This window comes from Halostagnicola sp. A56 (assembly GCF_000691505.1).
Taxonomy (GTDB): domain Archaea; phylum Halobacteriota; class Halobacteria; order Halobacteriales; family Natrialbaceae; genus Halostagnicola.
Map to the genome: position 1 here is coordinate 19,004 of NZ_JMIP02000014.1, position 17,600 is coordinate 36,603.

21 protein-coding genes are annotated in these 17,600 nt (G+C 63.2%); 11 read left to right on the top strand and 10 right to left on the bottom strand.

What is annotated here, in order from left to right; all coding sequences use genetic code 11:
- The first annotated feature begins 27 nt into the window (after window positions 1-27).
- The 5 genes from EL22_RS01870 (at window position 28) to EL22_RS01890 (ending at window position 3,652) form a co-directional block, all read left to right on the top strand.
- Window positions 28-405, top strand: coding sequence for a methylglyoxal synthase (locus tag EL22_RS01870; RefSeq protein WP_050050480.1), 378 nt, complete (start codon window positions 28-30; stop codon window positions 403-405).
- A gap of 132 nt (window positions 406-537) precedes the next feature.
- Window positions 538-990, top strand: coding sequence for a MaoC family dehydratase (locus EL22_RS01875; protein WP_050049900.1), 453 nt, complete (start codon window positions 538-540; stop codon window positions 988-990).
- A gap of 138 nt (window positions 991-1,128) precedes the next feature.
- Window positions 1,129-1,623, top strand: a complete 495-nt coding sequence (locus EL22_RS01880; RefSeq protein WP_050049901.1) for a cation:proton antiporter regulatory subunit — start codon at window positions 1,129-1,131, stop codon at window positions 1,621-1,623.
- A gap of 33 nt (window positions 1,624-1,656) precedes the next feature.
- Entirely contained in the window at window positions 1,657-2,937 is a 1,281-nt protein-coding gene (locus EL22_RS01885; protein WP_050049902.1) for a cation:proton antiporter, read from the top strand.
- Between the two features lie 55 nt (window positions 2,938-2,992).
- A complete protein-coding gene (locus EL22_RS01890; protein ID WP_050049903.1) occupies window positions 2,993-3,652 on the top strand; it encodes an HAD family hydrolase in 660 nt (219 codons plus the stop codon).
- 36 nt (window positions 3,653-3,688) lie between these two features.
- On the opposite strand, the gene EL22_RS01895 is transcribed toward EL22_RS01890, so the two are convergent.
- The 3 genes from EL22_RS01895 to EL22_RS01910 form a co-directional block, all read right to left on the bottom strand.
- Window positions 3,689-4,087: a hypothetical protein gene (locus EL22_RS01895; protein ID WP_050049904.1), complete on the bottom strand. Its 399-nt coding sequence runs from the start codon at window positions 4,085-4,087 to the stop codon at window positions 3,689-3,691.
- Window positions 4,088-4,134: 47 nt separating this feature from the next.
- Complete coding sequence (locus EL22_RS01900; protein ID WP_050049905.1) at window positions 4,135-4,590, bottom strand: DUF2240 family protein; 456 nt, start codon at window positions 4,588-4,590, stop codon at window positions 4,135-4,137.
- 177 nt (window positions 4,591-4,767) lie between these two features.
- A complete protein-coding gene (locus EL22_RS01910; protein WP_050049907.1) occupies window positions 4,768-5,400 on the bottom strand; it encodes a reverse transcriptase-like protein in 633 nt (210 codons plus the stop codon).
- Between the two features lie 239 nt (window positions 5,401-5,639).
- On the opposite strand from EL22_RS01910, the gene EL22_RS01915 reads away from it, so the two are divergent.
- Window positions 5,640-6,551 carry a DMT family transporter gene (locus EL22_RS01915; protein ID WP_050049908.1) on the top strand — a complete coding sequence of 304 codons (912 nt, stop codon included), beginning with the start codon at window positions 5,640-5,642 and terminating at the stop codon, window positions 6,549-6,551.
- 107 nt (window positions 6,552-6,658) lie between these two features.
- On the opposite strand, the gene EL22_RS01920 is transcribed toward EL22_RS01915, so the two are convergent.
- On the bottom strand, window positions 6,659-6,943 hold the full coding sequence (locus EL22_RS01920; RefSeq protein WP_050049909.1) for a hypothetical protein: 285 nt from the start codon (window positions 6,941-6,943) through the stop codon (window positions 6,659-6,661).
- A gap of 387 nt (window positions 6,944-7,330) precedes the next feature.
- Complete coding sequence (locus EL22_RS01925) at window positions 7,331-9,562, bottom strand: CDC48 family AAA ATPase (RefSeq protein ID WP_050049910.1); 2,232 nt, start codon at window positions 9,560-9,562, stop codon at window positions 7,331-7,333.
- A 243-nt stretch (window positions 9,563-9,805) separates the two neighbouring features.
- On the opposite strand from EL22_RS01925, the gene larC reads away from it, so the two are divergent.
- Window positions 9,806-11,275 (top strand): nickel pincer cofactor biosynthesis protein LarC, encoded by a 1,470-nt coding sequence (gene larC / locus EL22_RS01930; protein WP_050049911.1) that lies wholly within the window; start codon window positions 9,806-9,808, stop codon window positions 11,273-11,275.
- Window positions 11,276-11,309: 34 nt separating this feature from the next.
- On the opposite strand, the gene EL22_RS01935 is transcribed toward larC, so the two are convergent.
- The gene (locus EL22_RS01935; RefSeq protein ID WP_050049912.1) at window positions 11,310-11,864 is read right to left on the bottom strand and encodes a hypothetical protein; all 555 of its coding nucleotides are present in this window, start codon (window positions 11,862-11,864) and stop codon (window positions 11,310-11,312) included.
- A gap of 272 nt (window positions 11,865-12,136) precedes the next feature.
- Window positions 12,137-13,798 (bottom strand): tRNA uridine(34) 5-carboxymethylaminomethyl modification radical SAM/GNAT enzyme Elp3, encoded by a 1,662-nt coding sequence (locus EL22_RS01940; protein WP_050049913.1) that lies wholly within the window; start codon window positions 13,796-13,798, stop codon window positions 12,137-12,139.
- Window positions 13,799-13,951: 153 nt separating this feature from the next.
- Here EL22_RS01940 and EL22_RS01945 point away from each other — a divergent pair, with 153 nt between their 5' ends.
- A complete protein-coding gene (locus EL22_RS01945; RefSeq protein WP_050049914.1) occupies window positions 13,952-14,377 on the top strand; it encodes a Rieske 2Fe-2S domain-containing protein in 426 nt (141 codons plus the stop codon).
- Window positions 14,378-14,408: 31 nt separating this feature from the next.
- Here the strand turns inward: EL22_RS01945 and EL22_RS01950 are convergent, their stop codons facing one another.
- The gene (locus tag EL22_RS01950; RefSeq protein WP_050049915.1) at window positions 14,409-14,780 is read right to left on the bottom strand and encodes a hypothetical protein; all 372 of its coding nucleotides are present in this window, start codon (window positions 14,778-14,780) and stop codon (window positions 14,409-14,411) included.
- Window positions 14,781-14,971: 191 nt separating this feature from the next.
- Window positions 14,972-15,262 carry a transcriptional regulator gene (locus tag EL22_RS01955; protein ID WP_050049916.1) on the bottom strand — a complete coding sequence of 97 codons (291 nt, stop codon included), beginning with the start codon at window positions 15,260-15,262 and terminating at the stop codon, window positions 14,972-14,974.
- 106 nt (window positions 15,263-15,368) lie between these two features.
- Here EL22_RS01955 and EL22_RS01960 point away from each other — a divergent pair, with 106 nt between their 5' ends.
- Both EL22_RS01960 and EL22_RS01965 read left to right on the top strand, forming a co-directional pair.
- The gene (locus tag EL22_RS01960; protein WP_050049917.1) at window positions 15,369-16,343 is read left to right on the top strand and encodes a sugar phosphate nucleotidyltransferase; all 975 of its coding nucleotides are present in this window, start codon (window positions 15,369-15,371) and stop codon (window positions 16,341-16,343) included.
- Window positions 16,344-16,459: 116 nt separating this feature from the next.
- A complete protein-coding gene (locus EL22_RS01965; RefSeq protein ID WP_050049918.1) occupies window positions 16,460-16,924 on the top strand; it encodes a DUF5799 family protein in 465 nt (154 codons plus the stop codon).
- Between the two features lie 99 nt (window positions 16,925-17,023).
- Here EL22_RS01965 and EL22_RS17820 read toward each other — a convergent pair whose 3' ends face one another.
- Window positions 17,024-17,167, bottom strand: a complete 144-nt coding sequence (locus EL22_RS17820; protein WP_197075825.1) for a hypothetical protein — start codon at window positions 17,165-17,167, stop codon at window positions 17,024-17,026.
- 138 nt (window positions 17,168-17,305) lie between these two features.
- Here EL22_RS17820 and EL22_RS01975 point away from each other — a divergent pair, with 138 nt between their 5' ends.
- Window positions 17,306-17,596, top strand: a complete 291-nt coding sequence (locus EL22_RS01975) for a hypothetical protein (protein ID WP_050049920.1) — start codon at window positions 17,306-17,308, stop codon at window positions 17,594-17,596.
- Window positions 17,597-17,600 lie beyond the last annotated feature (4 nt).

A 17,600-nucleotide genomic window follows, 5' to 3' on the forward strand; every position in this document is an offset into this window, starting at 1 on the left:
TCCGAGAACGTCACGTCAGTAGGACCTATGACGCGACTGGCGCTCATCGCACACGACGAGAAGAAACCGGAACTCATCGAGTTCGCACAGGCCCACCGATCGCAACTGCTCGAGTACGACCTGATCGCGACCGGAACGACCGGCAAGCGACTGATGGAAGCCACCGACCTCGAGATCGACCGCATGGAGTCGGGACCGCTCGGGGGCGACCTGATGATCGGCGCGCAGGTTGCGGAGGGGCGACTCGACGGCATCGTCTTCCTGCGGGATCCGCTGACCGCCCAGCCCCACGAGCCGGACATCTCGGCCCTGCTGCGCATCTGTGACGTCCACGACACTGCGCTGGCGACGAACGTAGAGAGCGCGACGTACCTGCTCGAGGGCGTTGCGAACTCGGACGACTAGTTGGCGCGTCGAAACGTCCCGGATTCCCGCGCAAAGGGTTCCACGCAGAGAGTTCGAACGCCGACGCGATGTCGGGGCTCGGGTCGATCGATACCAGCAAGCTATTTCTCGGTTCACCGGCGTTCTCGAGGCATGGCAACGTACTACGAGGACATCGAAGTCGGAGATACCCATTCCTTCGGCGATCGAACGGTTTCGAAAGACGAGATAATCGAGTTCGCCGAGCAGTACGATCCCCAGACGTACCACGTCGACGAGGACGCCGCCGAAGATTCCATGTTCGGAGAACTCATCGCGAGCGGGTGGCACACGGCGTCGCTGTGTATGCGCGAGTTCGTCGAAAATATCGCCGACGAGGCGTGGCTCGGGGCACGTGGAATCGACGAACTTCGCTGGATCAAACCCGTCACGCCCGGCGATACGCTCTCGATGACCGTCGAAGTCGTCGACAAACGACCGCTCGAGGACGACCCGACGGTCGGTCACGTCGACACCAGACTGACGGCGTACAACCAGGACGACGAGGCCGTGATCACGTGGATCGGACTCGGCATCGTCGCGCGCCGAGACGCCGAACAGTCCTGATCGGATCCTCGTCTCTGATCGGGTCCTCGCCACCTCGAACATTCGAACTCCCGAACGGAATCGGTGACAAGCGACGATGGTTCATCACCCGGTCCCGGTGTCACGGTATTTAATATCCGTCCGTCTCGACTAGCAGGTATGACTATCTACGAGAGCGATCTTCCCGGCGTCGGGAAGAAATACGAGGTCGAACTCGAGGGGGGAGAACGCCTCGTTATCGTGACGCACAACACCGGAAAGCGAGAGGTCTACCTGAAAGCCGACGCGGACGCAGACAGCGACAAACTGTTCGAACTCCCGGATCGGATGGCTCGAAAAGTGGGCACGATCCTCGAGGGCGCGTACTTCCAGCCGGTCAAGACGAACCGGGTCGAAACGATGCTCACCGACGAGACGTTCATCGAGTGGTACGGCGTGCCGGCGGATTCGGACCTCGTCGGGCAGGCGATCGCCGACGCGAAGATCCGCGAACGGACCGGCGTTTCGATCATCGCGATCCAGCGCGGCTCCGAGGTCATCACCCCGCCGACGCCCGAAACCGTCCTCGAGGCCGAGGACACGGTCGTCGTCGTCGGCGAGCGCGAGGACTGCATCGAGTTCGAACAGTTGCTCGGGAACGGCGGGCGGGAGTGATCGCCGTGGAGGGCTCGCAGGAGGTGACAGCGAGTGGCGACTGAAACCACGCTGATCGAGATCGGCGTCCTGTTCGCCGCGGCGGCGAGCGCCGGCGTCCTCGCGAATCGACTCGGACAGTCGGTCATCCCGTTGTACATCCTGTTCGGGATGGTCTTGAACGAGTACGTCCTCGGTACCGCGCCGGTCCCCGAGTTCCTCACCCCGGTCGTCGGCGAGACGTTCCCCTACCTGGCCGAGACCGACTTCATCTACCTCGGGGCCGAGCTCGGAATCGTCTTTCTGCTCTTCTTTCTCGGCCTCGAGTTCAACCTCGAACGACTGCTCGAGACCCGAAACCGGATCGGCAAAGCCGGGTCGATCGACCTCGCGTTGAACTTCGGCGTCGGACTGGTACTCGGCTGGTTCTTTTTCGGCGACCTCCTGGCGGCGTTCATCCTCGCCGGAATCGTCTACATCTCCTCGTCGGCGATCATCACCAAATCGCTCATCGACCTCGGCTGGATCGCAAACGACGAGGCCGACGCGATGCTCGGGACGCTCGTCTACGAGGACCTGTTCATCGCGATCTACCTCGCCGTCGTCTCGGCGCTCGTTCTCGGTGGCGGCAACGTCGGCGACGCGATCGGTCAGATCGGCGCCGCGATGGCGTTCATCGTCGGACTGCTGGTGCTCGTCTACTTCGGAAGCGAGTGGTTCCAGCAACTGCTCGAGACGGACTCATTCGAGTTTCTCGTCCTCCGGACGCTGGGCGTCCTTGTGCTCGTCTCCGGCGCCGCCCTCTCGCTCGGGGTCAGCGAGGCCGTCGCGGCTTTCTTCGTCGGGATGGCATTCTCCTCGACCGACCACGTCCACGACCTCGAGCAACTGCTCGCGCCCCTGCGGGACACGTTCGCGGCGGTCTTTTTCTTCTGGATCGGCCTGCTGACCGATCCGAGCGTCTTCGGCGGCGTCGCGGGCATGATCGTGATCGCAGCCTTACTCACGACGCCGGCGAAACTCGTCAGCGGCTACCTCGGCGGTCGGATCTACGACCTCGACGAGCGTCGGTCGATCCGCGTCGGCCTCGGGATGGTCACCCGCGGGGAGTTCTCGCTGATCATCGCGAGTACCGTCATCGCGGTCACCAGTTCGGGTTCGGGCGGCGCGATCGGGACGGGCGTCGTCGATACGATCTACGCCTTCTCGGTCGGTTACGTACTGTTGATGAGCATCCTCGGGACGACGCTCATGCAGTACTCCGACCGCGTCGAAGCCGCGCTCGTCCCGCGACTCGAGCGCGTCGCAGGTACCGAGAAACAGCCTGGAAACTAGATACTGAACTTCGAAAAGAGATACCTTCAAACCCGTCCGGTTCCTTGCACCGAGCATGGTAGAGGCGGTCGTCTTCGACCTCGACGAAACGCTCGCCGTCCCGGACCGGGATCGGGAGACGATTCTCGAGGATGTCACCGCTGCGACGGGGACGCCGTCGATCAGCCGCGAGTCGTACCTCGACGCACACCGCCAGCACCTCACGCGAACGACTCGCAAACCCATCTTCGCCGAACTGCTGGCCGGTCGAGAGACGGACGCGGACGCCGAGGAACTCGCCGTCGCGTACCGCCGGACCATCGCTGATTCGCTGTCGCCCGTCACCGGCGTCGAATCGCTACTCGATGACCTCCGGAACCGCTACAGCGTCGGTCTGCTCACGAACGGCCCCGTCCGGGCCCAGCGGGACAAGCTCGAGACGTTGGGCTGGGAATGCACCTTCGACGCGGCGCTCGTCACAGGCGAACTCGAGGCGGGCAAACCCGACCCGCGAGCCTTCGACGCGATCCTGTCCGAACTGGCCGTCGACGCCGGGAACGCGGTTTACGTCGGCGACGACGTCGAGGCCGATATCGCCGGCGCGACCAACGCCGGAATGGACGCGATCCAGGTGCTGAAACCCGACGGCCCCGCGCCGGACGACCGGGCCGCCGACCACTTGGCGCAGGATTCGATCGCGGCGGAGCTTCCGGGCGTGCTCGCGACGCTCGAGTGAGTGGACACGCTTTCTACGGCGGAAACCCCAGAAAAGTCACTCCGCAATCGATTGGCTCACGTCGTCGAAGACGTCCGATGCTCGTTTGACTTCCCCGCCATCTTCGACGAACACGAGTGTTTTTGGCGGCGTCGTCGCTTTCGGCCGAACTCTGAGCCCGACCGACTCGGCGGCTGCTGCCGCGCGCTCGTGTCCCCGTTCGAATTCGACGCGGACGCGATCCTCGTGGACGAATACACGAGCGATGACTACCATCCCTTCGGGCTCCCCTATCTGTTCGACATCGTACGCTCGAGCGCCGTCGGTCGTCGGCTCGACGTCCGTGTCGGCGTCGACGACAGCCAGCCGCTCGAGGTGGCCGTCTTCCCGGCCGTCGATTTCGCTCGCGAGGAGTTCGGCGATTCGACGGCCGTCCGTAACTCGCGTCTCGACCATACGGCCAGGTTGGCCCCGACGGAGTAATCGTCTTCGGTCGCGGGGGCTCAGTCCTCGGACCCGACTAAGGCGTCTCTGGCGACGGGAGCTAGATCGGAGACGTCGATTCCCTCCCGGCGCGCGTAGACGACGGCCGCGGCTTCGATCGTGACATCGAGTTCCCGCTGGAGGGTGTTGATCGCGCCGACGGCCTCGTGTTTCTCCGTCCCCTCCGCGACGAGCGCATCGAGGACGCGCTCGAACGCCGACCGCTCCGCGAGGATGTCCTCGTCCGGAACGAAGTCGTCGGGGATCGTCACCGTCGCAGGGTCGAACGATAGCTCGAGGTCAGTTCCGTCTCGCGAAAGGAGATCCTCGCCGGTCGCGACATCGATCAGCCGCGTCGCCTGATCGGGGGAAAACCAGTCCCGATCCAGGGAGAGCGCGACGACGAACTCGTTTTCTCGAAGTCTGTCTGTGCCGTTCTGGACGAACGGCGCAGCGACGGCGACGCGAAGACTCATCGAAATTGATTCTTCAGGGCGAGAAAATAACGATGGCGGTTCGAACCGGAGCGATCGATGTGGGACGATCGACACGAGTGATCGAACCGAACCGGTCGAAGCTGTTAGCGGACCGACCGACGCCTCGAAATGCGATCGGCGGATCGAACGACTGCCCGCCTGAAGCGACGGCGCCGATCAATCGGAGGCGCGACCGCCGTTTCGGTTGGCTCGAGACGGCGGCGGAACCTCCGAAATCGTCGGCTCGGGCGGATCGGGAAGCACGCACCGATCGAGTTCCCGGTTGACGTGTTCGTACTGGGACGGCTCGTTCGCGAGCGCGTGAGCCGGGTTCTGGTCGCTATCGATGCGGGCCGCACGGATCTCGTCGAAGCCGTTGACTCGAGCCCGAATCCCCCGCCAGTGGTGTTCCGTGTTCGACGGGATCGAAAACGGTCGCGGGGGCTTCCGATCGGGGTGGTTCGTCGCCAGAATCGCGTTGTTGACGTTGCTGGCTAACGAATCGTGATCGATGAGAACACCGACGCTCGCGTGTCGCGGTGCGCGTGCAGCCAGTACGTCGAGTCCGAGATGTAACGCACGATACTCGGCGACGTTGTTATCGGGTGGGGCATCCGCGGTCGCAACGCGCGCGACTCGAGTGCCATCTCTGGTTTCGATAACTGCGCCGAGCCCGCCACCCGTCTGCCGAAACGACCCGTCCGTCGCGACGTAGAAGTCTCGATGGTGGGTTCGGGGTGGGTGTGCGATGTGTGGGGTCGGCGACTCGTCGAACAGGTCCCGCAGTGCGGGGCGGCCGTGGGCGGCCATACCTCACGTTGGTTCTGAAGGCAACTTAAAGTTTTGCCAGGTATCTACCCGTGAAACCGCATCGAACAGCACAGGGAGTTATGCAATACACCAAATTCTGGATCACCAATACGAGCCTGAAGCTTCCCGATCGGGGCTGGCTTACATCGTCGCTCGAGCGAGGACGATAGCTACATCGAACTCCGCTCTCATCGACGGAATACCACAACGTATAGGATTCGCGACTCGAACGGAGATGCGTGAGTCGAAGTCGTCCCGTCTTCCTGTTCGCTCTCCTCTCGCTCCTCTGGGGATCGGCGTTCGTCGCGATCAGCGCCGGTCTCGAACACTTCCCGCCGGTGTTGTTCGCCGCGTTTCGCTACGATATCGCGAGCTTGCTGATGCTCGGCTACGCCGCCTACGCCGCCGAGGACTGGCTCCCGCGCGGACGCCGGGAGTGGTACGCGGTCGCCGTCGGCGCGGTGTTTCTCATCGCCGGCTACCACGCGTTCCTGTTCGTCGGCCAGCGCCACACCACCGCCGCCGCCGCGGCGATCCTGGTCAGCCTCTCGCCGGTTCTAACCACCGGGTTCTCGCGGGTGTTGTTCCCGGCCGATGCGCTCTCGCCGACCGGGCTTGGCGGCGTCGTCCTCGGGCTTCTCGGCGTCGCGATCATCGCCCGCCCCGATCCGTCCGACCTGTTCGCGACGGACGTAATCGCGACGCTACTGGTCTTTCTCGCCGCGACGGCGTTCGCGCTCGGAAGCGTCCTCGTCCGACGGATCGACGCGCCGATCGAGATCGAGACCATGGAGGCCTGGTCGATGCTCGGCGGCGCGCTCGTGATGCACGGCGCGAGTCTCGCGATTCGAGAACCGATCGATCCCTCGGAATGGATCACCCCCGAAGCGATCGGTGCGCTGGCGTATCTCGCGTGTGCCGCGAGCGCGGTCGGATTCCTGCTCTACTTCGAGTTGCTCGAGCGACTCGGCGCCGTCGAGATCAACATGGTCTCGTACGTCGCCCCGATCGTGGCCGCCGTCGTCGGCTGGCTCTACCTCGAGGAAGCGATCGAGCCCGCGACGGCCGTCGGCTTCGCCTGTATCGCCACCGGCTTTCTCCTCGTCAAGCGCGAAGCGATCCGACGCGCGATCGCCTCCGTGAGTCGATAGCGCTCGCAATACGACTCGAGCCGTCCCCAATGACAACGACCAGAACCGTCCCGAGTCACAACGGCTGGAACTGCCCTCCAGTCACAGCGGCTGGAATCATCCACCGGTCACAGTTCGTCGTCGATTCGATAGGAGTGGCCCACGTAGAGCGCTCCGAGGTTACACCCCAGCAGCGCGAGGAAGGTTCCGGTTTCCGCCCCGTTCGAGAGCCCGGTGAGCAAAAGCGGGATGTAGAAGAACGGCAGGACGATAGCCAGCCAGAAACTCGCCACTCGGATCGGCTTCGCGACCGACGGAAGGTAGCGCTCGAGCGGCCGCTGTGTCGCGTTCTGTCCGTCTACCGATTCGCCCGACGAGGCCCGCCGGCGATCGTGTGGTGATTGGTTTGACATTACTGTTCGAGATAGAACGGGCTACTCCGCTGGCGTGGAAATAGGGCCCCGATCGTCTCGAGAAGTTGTGGAGAATTCAGACGAATGAAGGCGAATGTGACGCCAGATATCGACGACTATCGGCGGAAAACCCAGCCAGCTATCCCCATGACCCGAATTTGCGCCAGTCGCGGCAAAATCGCGATCGTGTCCGCTCCCAACGAGTGCGTGTCCCGCCGAAACGGTCGGTTAACGGATCGTTATCGAGTGTCCGTTCTCACCGGAGACTGAGGTGACGTTCGTACCGGCGACTGAAGCCCCGCTCACAGTAACCGTGCGACCACGCTCGTCGAGGAACCGAACGATCGACACCCGCTAGCTCGAGTAGCGAGCGAAAAGACGAGGAAGTTACTGGAATCCGATACGACTGCCCCGGCGACCCGTTCCCGGTTCGGTCACGCTCGAGCCGCCCGCGAAGTCCTCTTTGATCTGTTCGTAGTAGTCGAGGATGTCGTCGGTGATCGTCGGGCGAACGTTCTCCATCGCCTGTCTGAAGTGGCGCATTTCGACGACGTCCGCCTGGGTGTCCTCGCGAAGGGCTTCGATAGCCGCCTCGCGTCCGATCGACTCGAGGTCACTGCCGACGTAGCCGTCCGTGATCTCCGCGATCTCTGCGAGACTGACATCGGCGGCCAGCGGCGTGTCCTCGGTGTGGATCTCGAGGATCCGCTCGCGGCCTTCGACGTCCGGTTCGCCGATCATGACGAGGCGGTCGAATCGACCTGAGCGGAGCAACGCGGGGTCGATCATGTCCGGGCGGTTCGTCGCGCCGATGACCATCACGTTGCCCATATCCTCGAGGCCGTCGAGTTCCGTCAGCAGCTGGTTGACGACCCGTTCGGAGACGTTCGATCCGACCTCGCCGCCGCGGCCGGGCGCGAGCGCATCGAGTTCGTCGAAGAAGATCACCGTGGGCGAAACCTGCCGGGCCTTGCGGAAGGTCTGGCGGATCGCCTTCTCGGACTCGCCGACCCACTTCGAGAGGAGCTGTGGCCCGCGGACGGAGATGAAGTTCGCGTTGGTTTCGTTGGCCACGGCTTTCGCCATCAGGGTCTTGCCGGTGCCGGGCGGGCCGTACAGCAGGACGCCCGCCGGCGGATCGATACCCATCCGTTCGAAGCGTTCGGCGTTGTTCAACGGCCACTCGACGGACTCTTGAACCTGATCTTTGGCCTCGTGGAGACCGCCGACGTCGTCCCAGGAGATCTTCGGTAATTCGACGAGGACCTCCCGCATCGCCGAGGGCTCGACCTCGTTGAGCGCGCCGCCGAAGTCGTCGCGTTTGACGATCATCCGGTCGATCAGACTCGGCGGGATGTCTTCCTCGTCGAGGTCGATCTCGGGGAGGTAGCGTCGGAGCGCTTTCATCGCCGCCTCTTTGGTGAGGCTCTCGATGTCCGCGCCGACGAAGCCGTGGGTCTCGTCCGCCAGGTGCGAGAGGCTAACGTCGTCGGAGAGGGGCATCCCGCGCGTGTGGATCTGCAGGATCTCCTCGCGACCGACCTCGTCTGGGACGCCAATCTCGATCTCGCGGTCGAACCGGCCGGGTCGTCGCAGCGCCGGATCGACCGAATCGACGCGGTTGGTCGCGGCGATCACGATGACCTGGCCGCGGGCCTCGAGGCCGTCCATCATCGTCAGCAACTGCGCGACGACGCGGCGTTCGACCTCGCCCGTGACATCCTCGCGTTTGGGCGCGATGGAGTCGAGTTCGTCGATGAAGATGATCGCGGGCGACTCCTCGCTTGCGTCCTCGAAGATCTCGCGCAACTGCTGTTCGGACTCGCCGTAGTACTTCGAGATGATCTCCGGGCCCGCGATAGAGAAGAAACTCGCGGAGGTCTCGTTGGCGACCGCTTTCGCGAGCAGCGTTTTGCCGGTCCCGGGCGGGCCGTGGAGCAACACGCCCTGTGGCGGCTCGATCCCCAGTTTCTTGAAGATCTGGGGGTGTTTCATCGGCAACTCGACCATCTCGCGGACCCGCTGTATCTCGCTCTGGAGGCCGCCGATATCCTCGTAGGTGATACCACCGCCGGTTTTCTCGAAGCCTGAAATCGGCTCTTCTCGGAGTTCCACGTCAGTATCCTCCGTGATCAGGACAACACCTTCCGGTTCGGTCTCGACCGCGATCAGGGGAATCGCCTGTCCCGGCGAACGCATGAAGGGGTGGTTCGTCGAGGACATAACCGGGACGATGTCCTTCCCGACGACCGGACGTTTTAGAATCTGGCGTTTGACCATGCCGGCGGCGTCGGAACCGAACTGCACCGACGCCTCTTCGGGCGGCGCGAGGACGAGTTTGTTCGCCTTCGTCGCCTCCGCTTTCCGGATCGTAACCCGTTCGCCGATCCCCACGTCGGCGTTCTGTCGCGTGAACCCGTCGATTCGGACGGTGTCCGTGTTCCAGTCCTGTCGGTCGGCCCGCCACACCTTCGCGGCGGTCGTGTCTGCACCTTCTATTTCGATGATGTCGCCCGGACTGAGCTTGAGATGCAACAGCGTGTCCGGATCAAGTCGGGCGATACCGCGCCCCGAGTCGTTCGGGTACGCTTTCGCAACCTCGAGTTGAACTTCGTTCATATTTCGGGATGGACGGCGTTGTCTGTAACTCCGGTACGTGATCGGATAGGTTTTGTGCTCGTGTGAGCAGCGGCTGTGAACCGGCGTTCGACCATGCTATCGTCTAACATATGGTGGTCGGACAGGGAGGTACATAGATGTACCGGCGTCGTCCGATTTCGCCGTCATGACGGCGACCAGATCCCGCGGGTCACTCGGTCGGAAGAACGAGGACTTTTGGTACCACCTCCCGCCCTCGTAGACATGACACTCCTGGCGTTCGACGGTCGAATGGGGGCAAGCGGCGATATGCTACTCGGAGCCCTCCTCGACGCCGGCGGGGACCCCGCGGTCCTCGAGCCAGTCGAAGACGCGCTGTCGCTCGAGTACCGGATCGACGAGACGACGAAGTGTGGGATCACCGCGACGACGGTGGACGTGGTTCTGTCCGAGGAGCGAGCCGAAACCGGAGCCGACGGCAGCCTCGAGGAAGTCGGCGATACCGACCGCGACGGCGGCGATCACGGCGACGACAACAGCAGCAGTCATCACGCTCACAGTCATGACCACGGCGACGGCGGTGGTCACGAGAGTCACGGCCACAACCACGACGAGCACGATCACGGCGGCCATAGTCACCAAAACGACGGTCATACTCACCACGACGGCGAGCACGTGAGCCACGACAGCGACGCTCGAGACGGCGACGCCGTCCACGCCGAGGGTCACGGCCCGCACCGAAGCTACCTCGAGGTCTGTGAAATCGTCGAGGAGATGGCCCTCGAGCCGGCGGTCGAACGCGACGCGCTCGCAGTCTTCGAACTGCTGGGCAAAGCGGAGGCGAGCGTCCACGGTGAGGACCTCGAGGAGATCCACTTCCACGAGGTCGGGGCAGACGACGCCATCGCGGACGTCGTGGGAGTGGCACTGTTGCTCGACGACATCGACGCCGATCGCGTCGTCACCACGCCACTCGCTACCGGCGGCGGTACGATCTCGATGAGCCACGGGCAGTACCCGGTTCCGACCCCCGCGGTCGTCGAAATCGCCACGCAAGCAGACTGGTCGCTTCGCGGGGGACCGGTCGAGACCGAACTGCTCACCCCGACGGGGGCGGCGATTCTGGGCCACGTCGCCGAGGGCGTCGAGTCGCTCCCCTCGCTCTCGCTCGAGCAGTCCGGCTATGGCGCGGGCGGCTACGACCTGGATCCACACCCTAACGTTCTCCGCGTGTTGGTCGGCGAGGCCGACGCCGCGGGGCCGCTCGTGCGCGACGAGATCACGGTCCTCGAGACGAACCTCGACGACACGACGCCGGAGGTGCTGGGCGGACTACAGGAAACGCTCGCCGAAGCGGGCGCTCGAGACGTCTCGATCCTCCCCACGACGATGAAAAAGTCCCGCCCGGGGCATCTCGTGAAGGTCATCTGCAAACCGGAGAACCGCGAGCGTGTCACCCGAACGCTGGCCGAGGAGACGGGAACGCTCGGCATCCGCGAGACCGGCGCGACCCACCGCTGGATCGCCGATCGGGCGTTCGAAGCCGTCACGCTCGAGCGCGACGGCGAGCGCTACGACATCGGCGTAAAAATCGCGAGCGACGCGGATGGGACCGTCTACGACGTGAGCGCGGAGTACGACGACGCGGCGGCGGTCGCACTCGAGACCCGGTGGTCGGTCCGGGAGGTGCTTCGACGCGCGGAAGCGAAGGGGCGAGAAACGCTCGAGGACTGAGAGGCTGTACTGAGTTCCGAGTACTGACGTTTCACTACCCAGTACTGACGTTTATCTCGCCGTCTTCACCGTCCTCGCCGTCTTCGGCGACGACATCCCCTCGATCGATGTCGACGCTTTCCTCGCCGGTCACGATCGTGCTACTCTGATTCGTGGACGTGCGCTGTGTCGTCGAGCCGTTCGATTCGGTGCTCTGGGACGAGGTGCTCGTCGCGACGCTGTGGGAGACGACGCGTTCGTCTTCAGTATCCCAGACGATCGTCCGTACCGTCGAGGTGACCGTGGTTCCGTCGTCGCTCGAGTCGTTCGTTTCGATGGTTATGTTTAACATGGATTCGTCGTCCATCTCTTCGCACTCGATCTCGGCGTCGTCGGGTAATTCGTCGACGGAGACGTTGGCGTCGATGGATTCGTTCGACGCGTTGAGCGCGTCGTGGCACTCGTTGGTCAGTACGTTCGATTTACCGTCATCTGGCTTGGTATCCCGATCGGTCAAGTCATCGCCACTCGAGTTGGTGACCCCGGCGACGGCAATTGTACCGACACTCGCGGCGACGATGAGGATGATTGCGATTGTTGTTTCTCTCATTGATTATCACGTTATCATGTGAAACCACATGAATGAGTGGCTAATATCGTATATTTCGGACGGTATTAAACCCACCATGCACTAGCTCTCATAAAATATGGAGTTACTGGGAAGTGCAGTCGTTACTCCCAGACCCCACCTACGATTATAAATTTTATGCTGATCGAAGTGCGAATTTCGTCCGGGAGTCGCGGTTCTCGGCGACGTTCGACGGACTCCAATCGTCGACGAATCGAGTGATCAAAAACGAACGGACGATCCGTCGTCGCGGGTTAGAGCCGTTTGCTCACGTACGGGCCGTCTTGATGGTAGCCGAGTTTGTTCCGGTAGTACTCTCGAGCGCCGATCCCGGAGATGACGCTCACTTTGTCGAAGCCGGCGTCGGCGGCAAGCGATTCTGCTTGGTTCATCAATTTGCGGCCGTAGCCGCGGTGCTGGTGTTGGTCCGTCTCGCCGTCTTCGCCCATCGTGACTTCAGAGCCGTAGACGTGCAATTCCCTGATTAGCGCCGCGTTCTCGAGTTCATCCCTGACCGGGTCGTTCGGGAATCGAAGCCGGCAGAAGCCGATCAGAAGGTCCTGTTCGAAGTCCTCGAAGCTGATGAAGTGTTCGGTCCCGCCGCTCGCCTCGTAGCTCATCACGTCGAGTTCGACGCGATCGGGTTCGGCGTCGTTCATTCCCGCCTCGCGACAGCGGATACAGTCACACTCCCAGCCGTGTTCGTCCATGCGCTTGCGCGCGAGCTGTCGGAGGTTCGACTTCCAGACGCCGGCGTCGATGTAGTCCGCCGGAATGTCACGCTGGACCCGCTGGAGTCGCGTATAGCGCGGGATCATGTCCTTGATTTCGGCGACGAGTTCCGCGGCTTCCTCGTTGTCTAAGGGATCGTACTCGCCTCTGTGCCACCAGTCGTAGGTCGCCGTCCCGCGGACGATCAACGTCGGATAGATCTTCAGGTAGTCGGGCTTCCACTGTTCCTGCTCGAAGATGCGCCGGAAGTCCTCGAGACACATCTCTCTGCTCATTCCCGGCTGGCCGGGCATCATGTGAAAGCCGACCTTGAACGCCGCGTCTCGCAGGCGCTGGTTCGCCTCGATCGACTCTTGAACGCCGTGGCCGCGGTGCATCTCCCGGTTGATCCGCTCGTAGGTCGTCTGGACGCCGACCTCGACTTTCGTCCCGCCAAGATCCAACATCCGGTCGATCTGCTCGGGGTCACACCAGTCGGGTTTGGTCTCGAAGGTCGTCCCGATGTTCCGAACGTTGCCCGTCTCGTTCTCCGCGATGACGTCCTCGAGATACGTCCACTCGTACTCCTCGGGGTCCTCCGCGAAACTGACGCCCTGGGCGGGTTCGGGTTCTTTGTCCACGTCGTAGTCGTTCATCGCCTCGAGCGCTCGCTTGACGAACCACTCCTGGTAGTCGTGGCTCCGGGCGGTCATCGTGCCGCCCATCAGGATCAACTCGACCTTGTCGATCGGGTGGCCGATCTCGCGCAACTGCTCGAGTCGAAGCGTGACCTGTCCGTACGGATCGTAGTCGTTCTGGACGCCGCGGGCGGCGGCCGGCTCCTCGCCCGTGTAGCTCTGGGAGCTCGAGAACTCCGAGTCCGGGCCGCCGGGACAGTACAGACACTTCCCGTGCGGGCACCGCTCTGGCGAGGTCATGATCGCCACCGGCGAGACGCCGGAGGCGGTTCGAACCGGTTTGCGCTGGAGAACCGATTCCAGATCCTCTCGGTACTCCTGGGGCGCGTAATCCAGCAGTTCGGAGTTTTTGGGAACTTTCGGTGCCGAGTGCTCCGAACAGGCCTCGAGTTTGGCCTTCTCGACCTCATCGCGCTCGACCTCGCCGTTGATGATCCGCTCGACGAGCGTTTCACAGACCCGCTCGAACGCTTCGGTTTCGGTCGGGTCGGGCGTGTCGGTACTCACTACACCGTTTTCGGTGGCCTCGGCGAATAAGCGTGTCGGACTCGCCCGTCGTCGATAGGCTGGTTTCTCGCACGAACTCCGGACAGGTTCGAAACGGTCACCGCCCGCCAGTCTTCGAAACGTTGACCACGGCTCGAGCGAAAGCCACCGGCGATGGACGCGACACGCCGAATCACCGCACTCGAGGGGGTTCCCGAGGAGTCGACGTTCGTGTTTCGCGTGGTCGAGACCGACGGCGACGCGAACGAGGTCGAGGAGGCGATTCTCGTTCGCCAGGCGGGCGAACTCGAGTGCTGGCTGAACTACTGCCAGCACTTCACGCACATCAAACTCGACAAGGGGACCGGCGCGGCGATGCGAAACGGCGAAATAATCTGCGAGAATCACGGCGCGTACTTCGAGGCCGATTCGGGCGTCTGCACGTTCGGTCCCTGCGAAGGCGCGTATCTCACGGCCCTCGAGGTTGCCGTCGAGGACGGCGACGTCTATCTCACCGACGAGGGGTACGACCTCCTCGGACCCGGACCGATTCCGACCGACGAGGCCGACCGAGCGTCGACCTCGAACGTCGAGTTCTGATCGAACGATTGCACATCCGAGACGGCAGTCGTCACTCGACGTTTCGAAGCGGGCCCGGCGAGACGAGATCCCGATCCTGATTGTACTCGACTAAGTCCGCGCCGACGAGTCGCGGGAGGTGGTCGTGATACAGCGAGATGTAGACGTTCGCAACCTCCTCGGCCGAGAGTTCCGCGACCGGCTGGCCTGCCTCCCGCTTTGCGACCTCCTCTGCGGCGTCCGGGAGCGTGATAGACTCGCCGTACTCGTCCATCACCTCGAGCAGGAGTCGTCGTCGCTGATCGGCGAGCACCGCAAGCGTCTCGTCGACCGTCTCCGGCAGTTCGTCCCGGGACTCGAGCCACTCGAGCGCTGCCAGTGCTAGCTCGGCGTAATCGGACGGCGGGTGGGCAGGCGTAGTCATGGATTCCTCGAATCGCGGCGGTTCACGTCTCTGGACCTAGCCTCCACACTAAATATTAGTGTCGAAACCGTGGCAATTCGTTCCGCTCCTCGGTACGGTCTCATGCTGATGACGGTCCCATCGCACGAACGTTCACGCGTTGACCGGGACGTGTACGCGTTGACCGGGATATGTCGAGCGGGTGGCGGCGATCACTCGACGGTCAGTACCGGCTCGTCGACCGCTTCGCTCTTGCAGGAGGGACATCGCGAGGGAAGGTTGAGCAGGTCGTCGAAGCCGTCGAACCCGCAGTCTCGACACGTCGGCGGCGCGACGAGGAACTCCTCGTCGGTGCTATCGACGGATCGAGCGACGTGTTGGGCGTGTCGAACGACCGCGTGGGGCGTCAGATCGAGGGCGACCGCCAGCTCGCTCGGGGTCGCCGCCTCGCCTCGCAGTTCGTCTGCAAGCCGCTGTCGCGTCGTTTCGTCGGCTTCTCGCATATCCACCAAAAGCGCCCGACGAGGGATAGCTGTTCGGTCTCTCGAGTGCCGATCGCCCGCCGAAGAAAGGGTAAGTGACTTACATACTGCCGCTGAAAGCCGGAGCATGAAGGCCGTCGTTTTGGCAGGTGGGTTCGCGACCCGGATGTGGCCGATCACGAAACATCGGCCCAAGATGTTCCTCCCCATCGGCGACTCGACCGTCATCGATCGGATCTTCCGATCGCTCGAGGACGACGATCGGATTGAGGAGGTGTACGTGAGCACGAACGAACGATTCGCGACCGATTTCGAGACACACCTCGCCGAATCCGAGTTCGAAAAACCACGGCTATCGATCGAGGACACCAGCGAGGAAGCCGACAAGTTCGGCGTCGTCGGCGCCCTCGCCCAGCTCGTCGAGCGTGAAGCGGTCGACGACGATTTGCTGGTGATCGCCGGCGACAACCTGATCAGCTTCGAAATCCCGGAATTCATCGATTACTTCGAACGACGCGAGACGCCGACGCTCGCCGCCTACGATGTCGGTTCCCGCGAGAAGGCGTCCTCGTACGGACTCGTCGAACTCGAGGGAGACCGCGTCGTCGACTTTCAGGAAAAGCCCGACGACCCCAAGAGCACCCTCGTTTCGATCGCCTGTTATGCGTTCCCGCGCGATTCTATCTCGCTACTCGGAACCTATCTCGAGGACGGGAACAACCCGGACGAACCCGGCTGGTTCGTCCAGTGGCTGCAAAACCGAGAGCCGACCCACGCCTTTACCTTCGAAGACGCGTGGTTCGACATCGGTACGCCCGAGAGTTACCTCGACGCCGTCGCCTGGCATCTCGACGGCGCGTCGATGATCGCCGACACGGCGACCCTCGAGGATGTCTCCGTCGGCGAGAACGTCCACGTCATGGAGGGGGCGACCCTCGAAGATTCGGAGCTCGACCACGCGGTTATCTTCCCCGACGCGACGGTTCGAAACGGCGATATTCGGCGCTCGATCATCGACGAAGGGACGCACCTCGAAAACCTCGACCTCGCGGGCGCGCTCATCGGCGCGCACACGACGATCACGAACCACGTCGGCGAGTGACCGAACGCGAAACGGCGCGTCTGAACTGTCGCGTTCGACCTGGTACCGCCCACCACTTCTCGCGATCGGTTCCCGACAGGGAAACCCTGATACCATCACCCGTTCAACCGGTAGCTATGAGCGAGAACGCGTGGACCGACCGAATCGTCGGCGAACGGATGTCCCTCGATCAGGAGTTCTCCAGTCGAGTCCAGAGCTCTCGATTCTCGAGCCAGGAGTGGAACCTGATCATGACCGCGACCGAGTTCGAGATCGAGCGGCCCGAAACCCCCGACGACGCTCGGATCGTCGCCAACACGGACAACGTCGAGAGCATCCTCCCCGAACTCGAGAACGTGCGATCGCAGATGGGTGCGATGGGTGCCGGCGGACAGAGCGGCGCTGATGGCTCGAGTTCCGGCGGCGTGGTCGATTCGATCAAGAGCGCGCTCGGCGTGGGCGGCGGATCGTCGGGCGGGTCCTACGACGCGGAACGCGAGGCCGCCGAAACGCTCACTCAGGAGTACGCCGACCAGTTGCAGTCCCGCCTCGAATCGAACAACCGCTGGCAGTCCGTCTGCGACGCCGCGGCTGAAAACTGAACTCGGACCGAACGGTTCGGGGCGGGGTCTGAACGAGGATCCAGCAAGGGTCGAACGAGCCGCGAGCCACAAGGGGAGCCTCGTCGGACCGATGTCGGATCAGTCGCCCGAATGGAACAGCGTCAGTTCGCTCGTCTCGTAGATGTTCATGAGTTCGGTGATCAGTTCGTCGTAGGACTCGTCCTCGATGCGGAGGTCGTCGAGTCGCTGGACCGTCTCTTCCTCGAGTTCGACTGATGGCATACCCGACGGTACGGCGTCGACGGGCAAAAACACCGAGGCGACACTCCGGATCACTGAAACGTACTCGGTCACTCGCCACCAGTCGGCCGGGAGACACAAGTCACAGCACCTTTAGGCTGGCTCCGTGAGGGTAGACGTATGACAGACGAAGTTGAGACGATAACCTTCTCGATAGACGCGGACGGCGAGGAAACGGAGACCGTGACGGTGCCGGCGGGACTCCTCGACCTCGTCGCCGAAGGCGACCAGACCCCGACCGAGACCATCGGCGATGTCGCGCTGCTCTCGTTCGCGAGTCGCGCCCACCACGTCGTCCACCACGGCGAGGGGACGGACGAAGAACTCGAGGCCCAAGAGTCCCGCGTGATGGACCTCTTCGAGGAGCGGTTCGGCGTCACGTTCGGCGAAGCGACCGGCCACCAGCACTGATCAG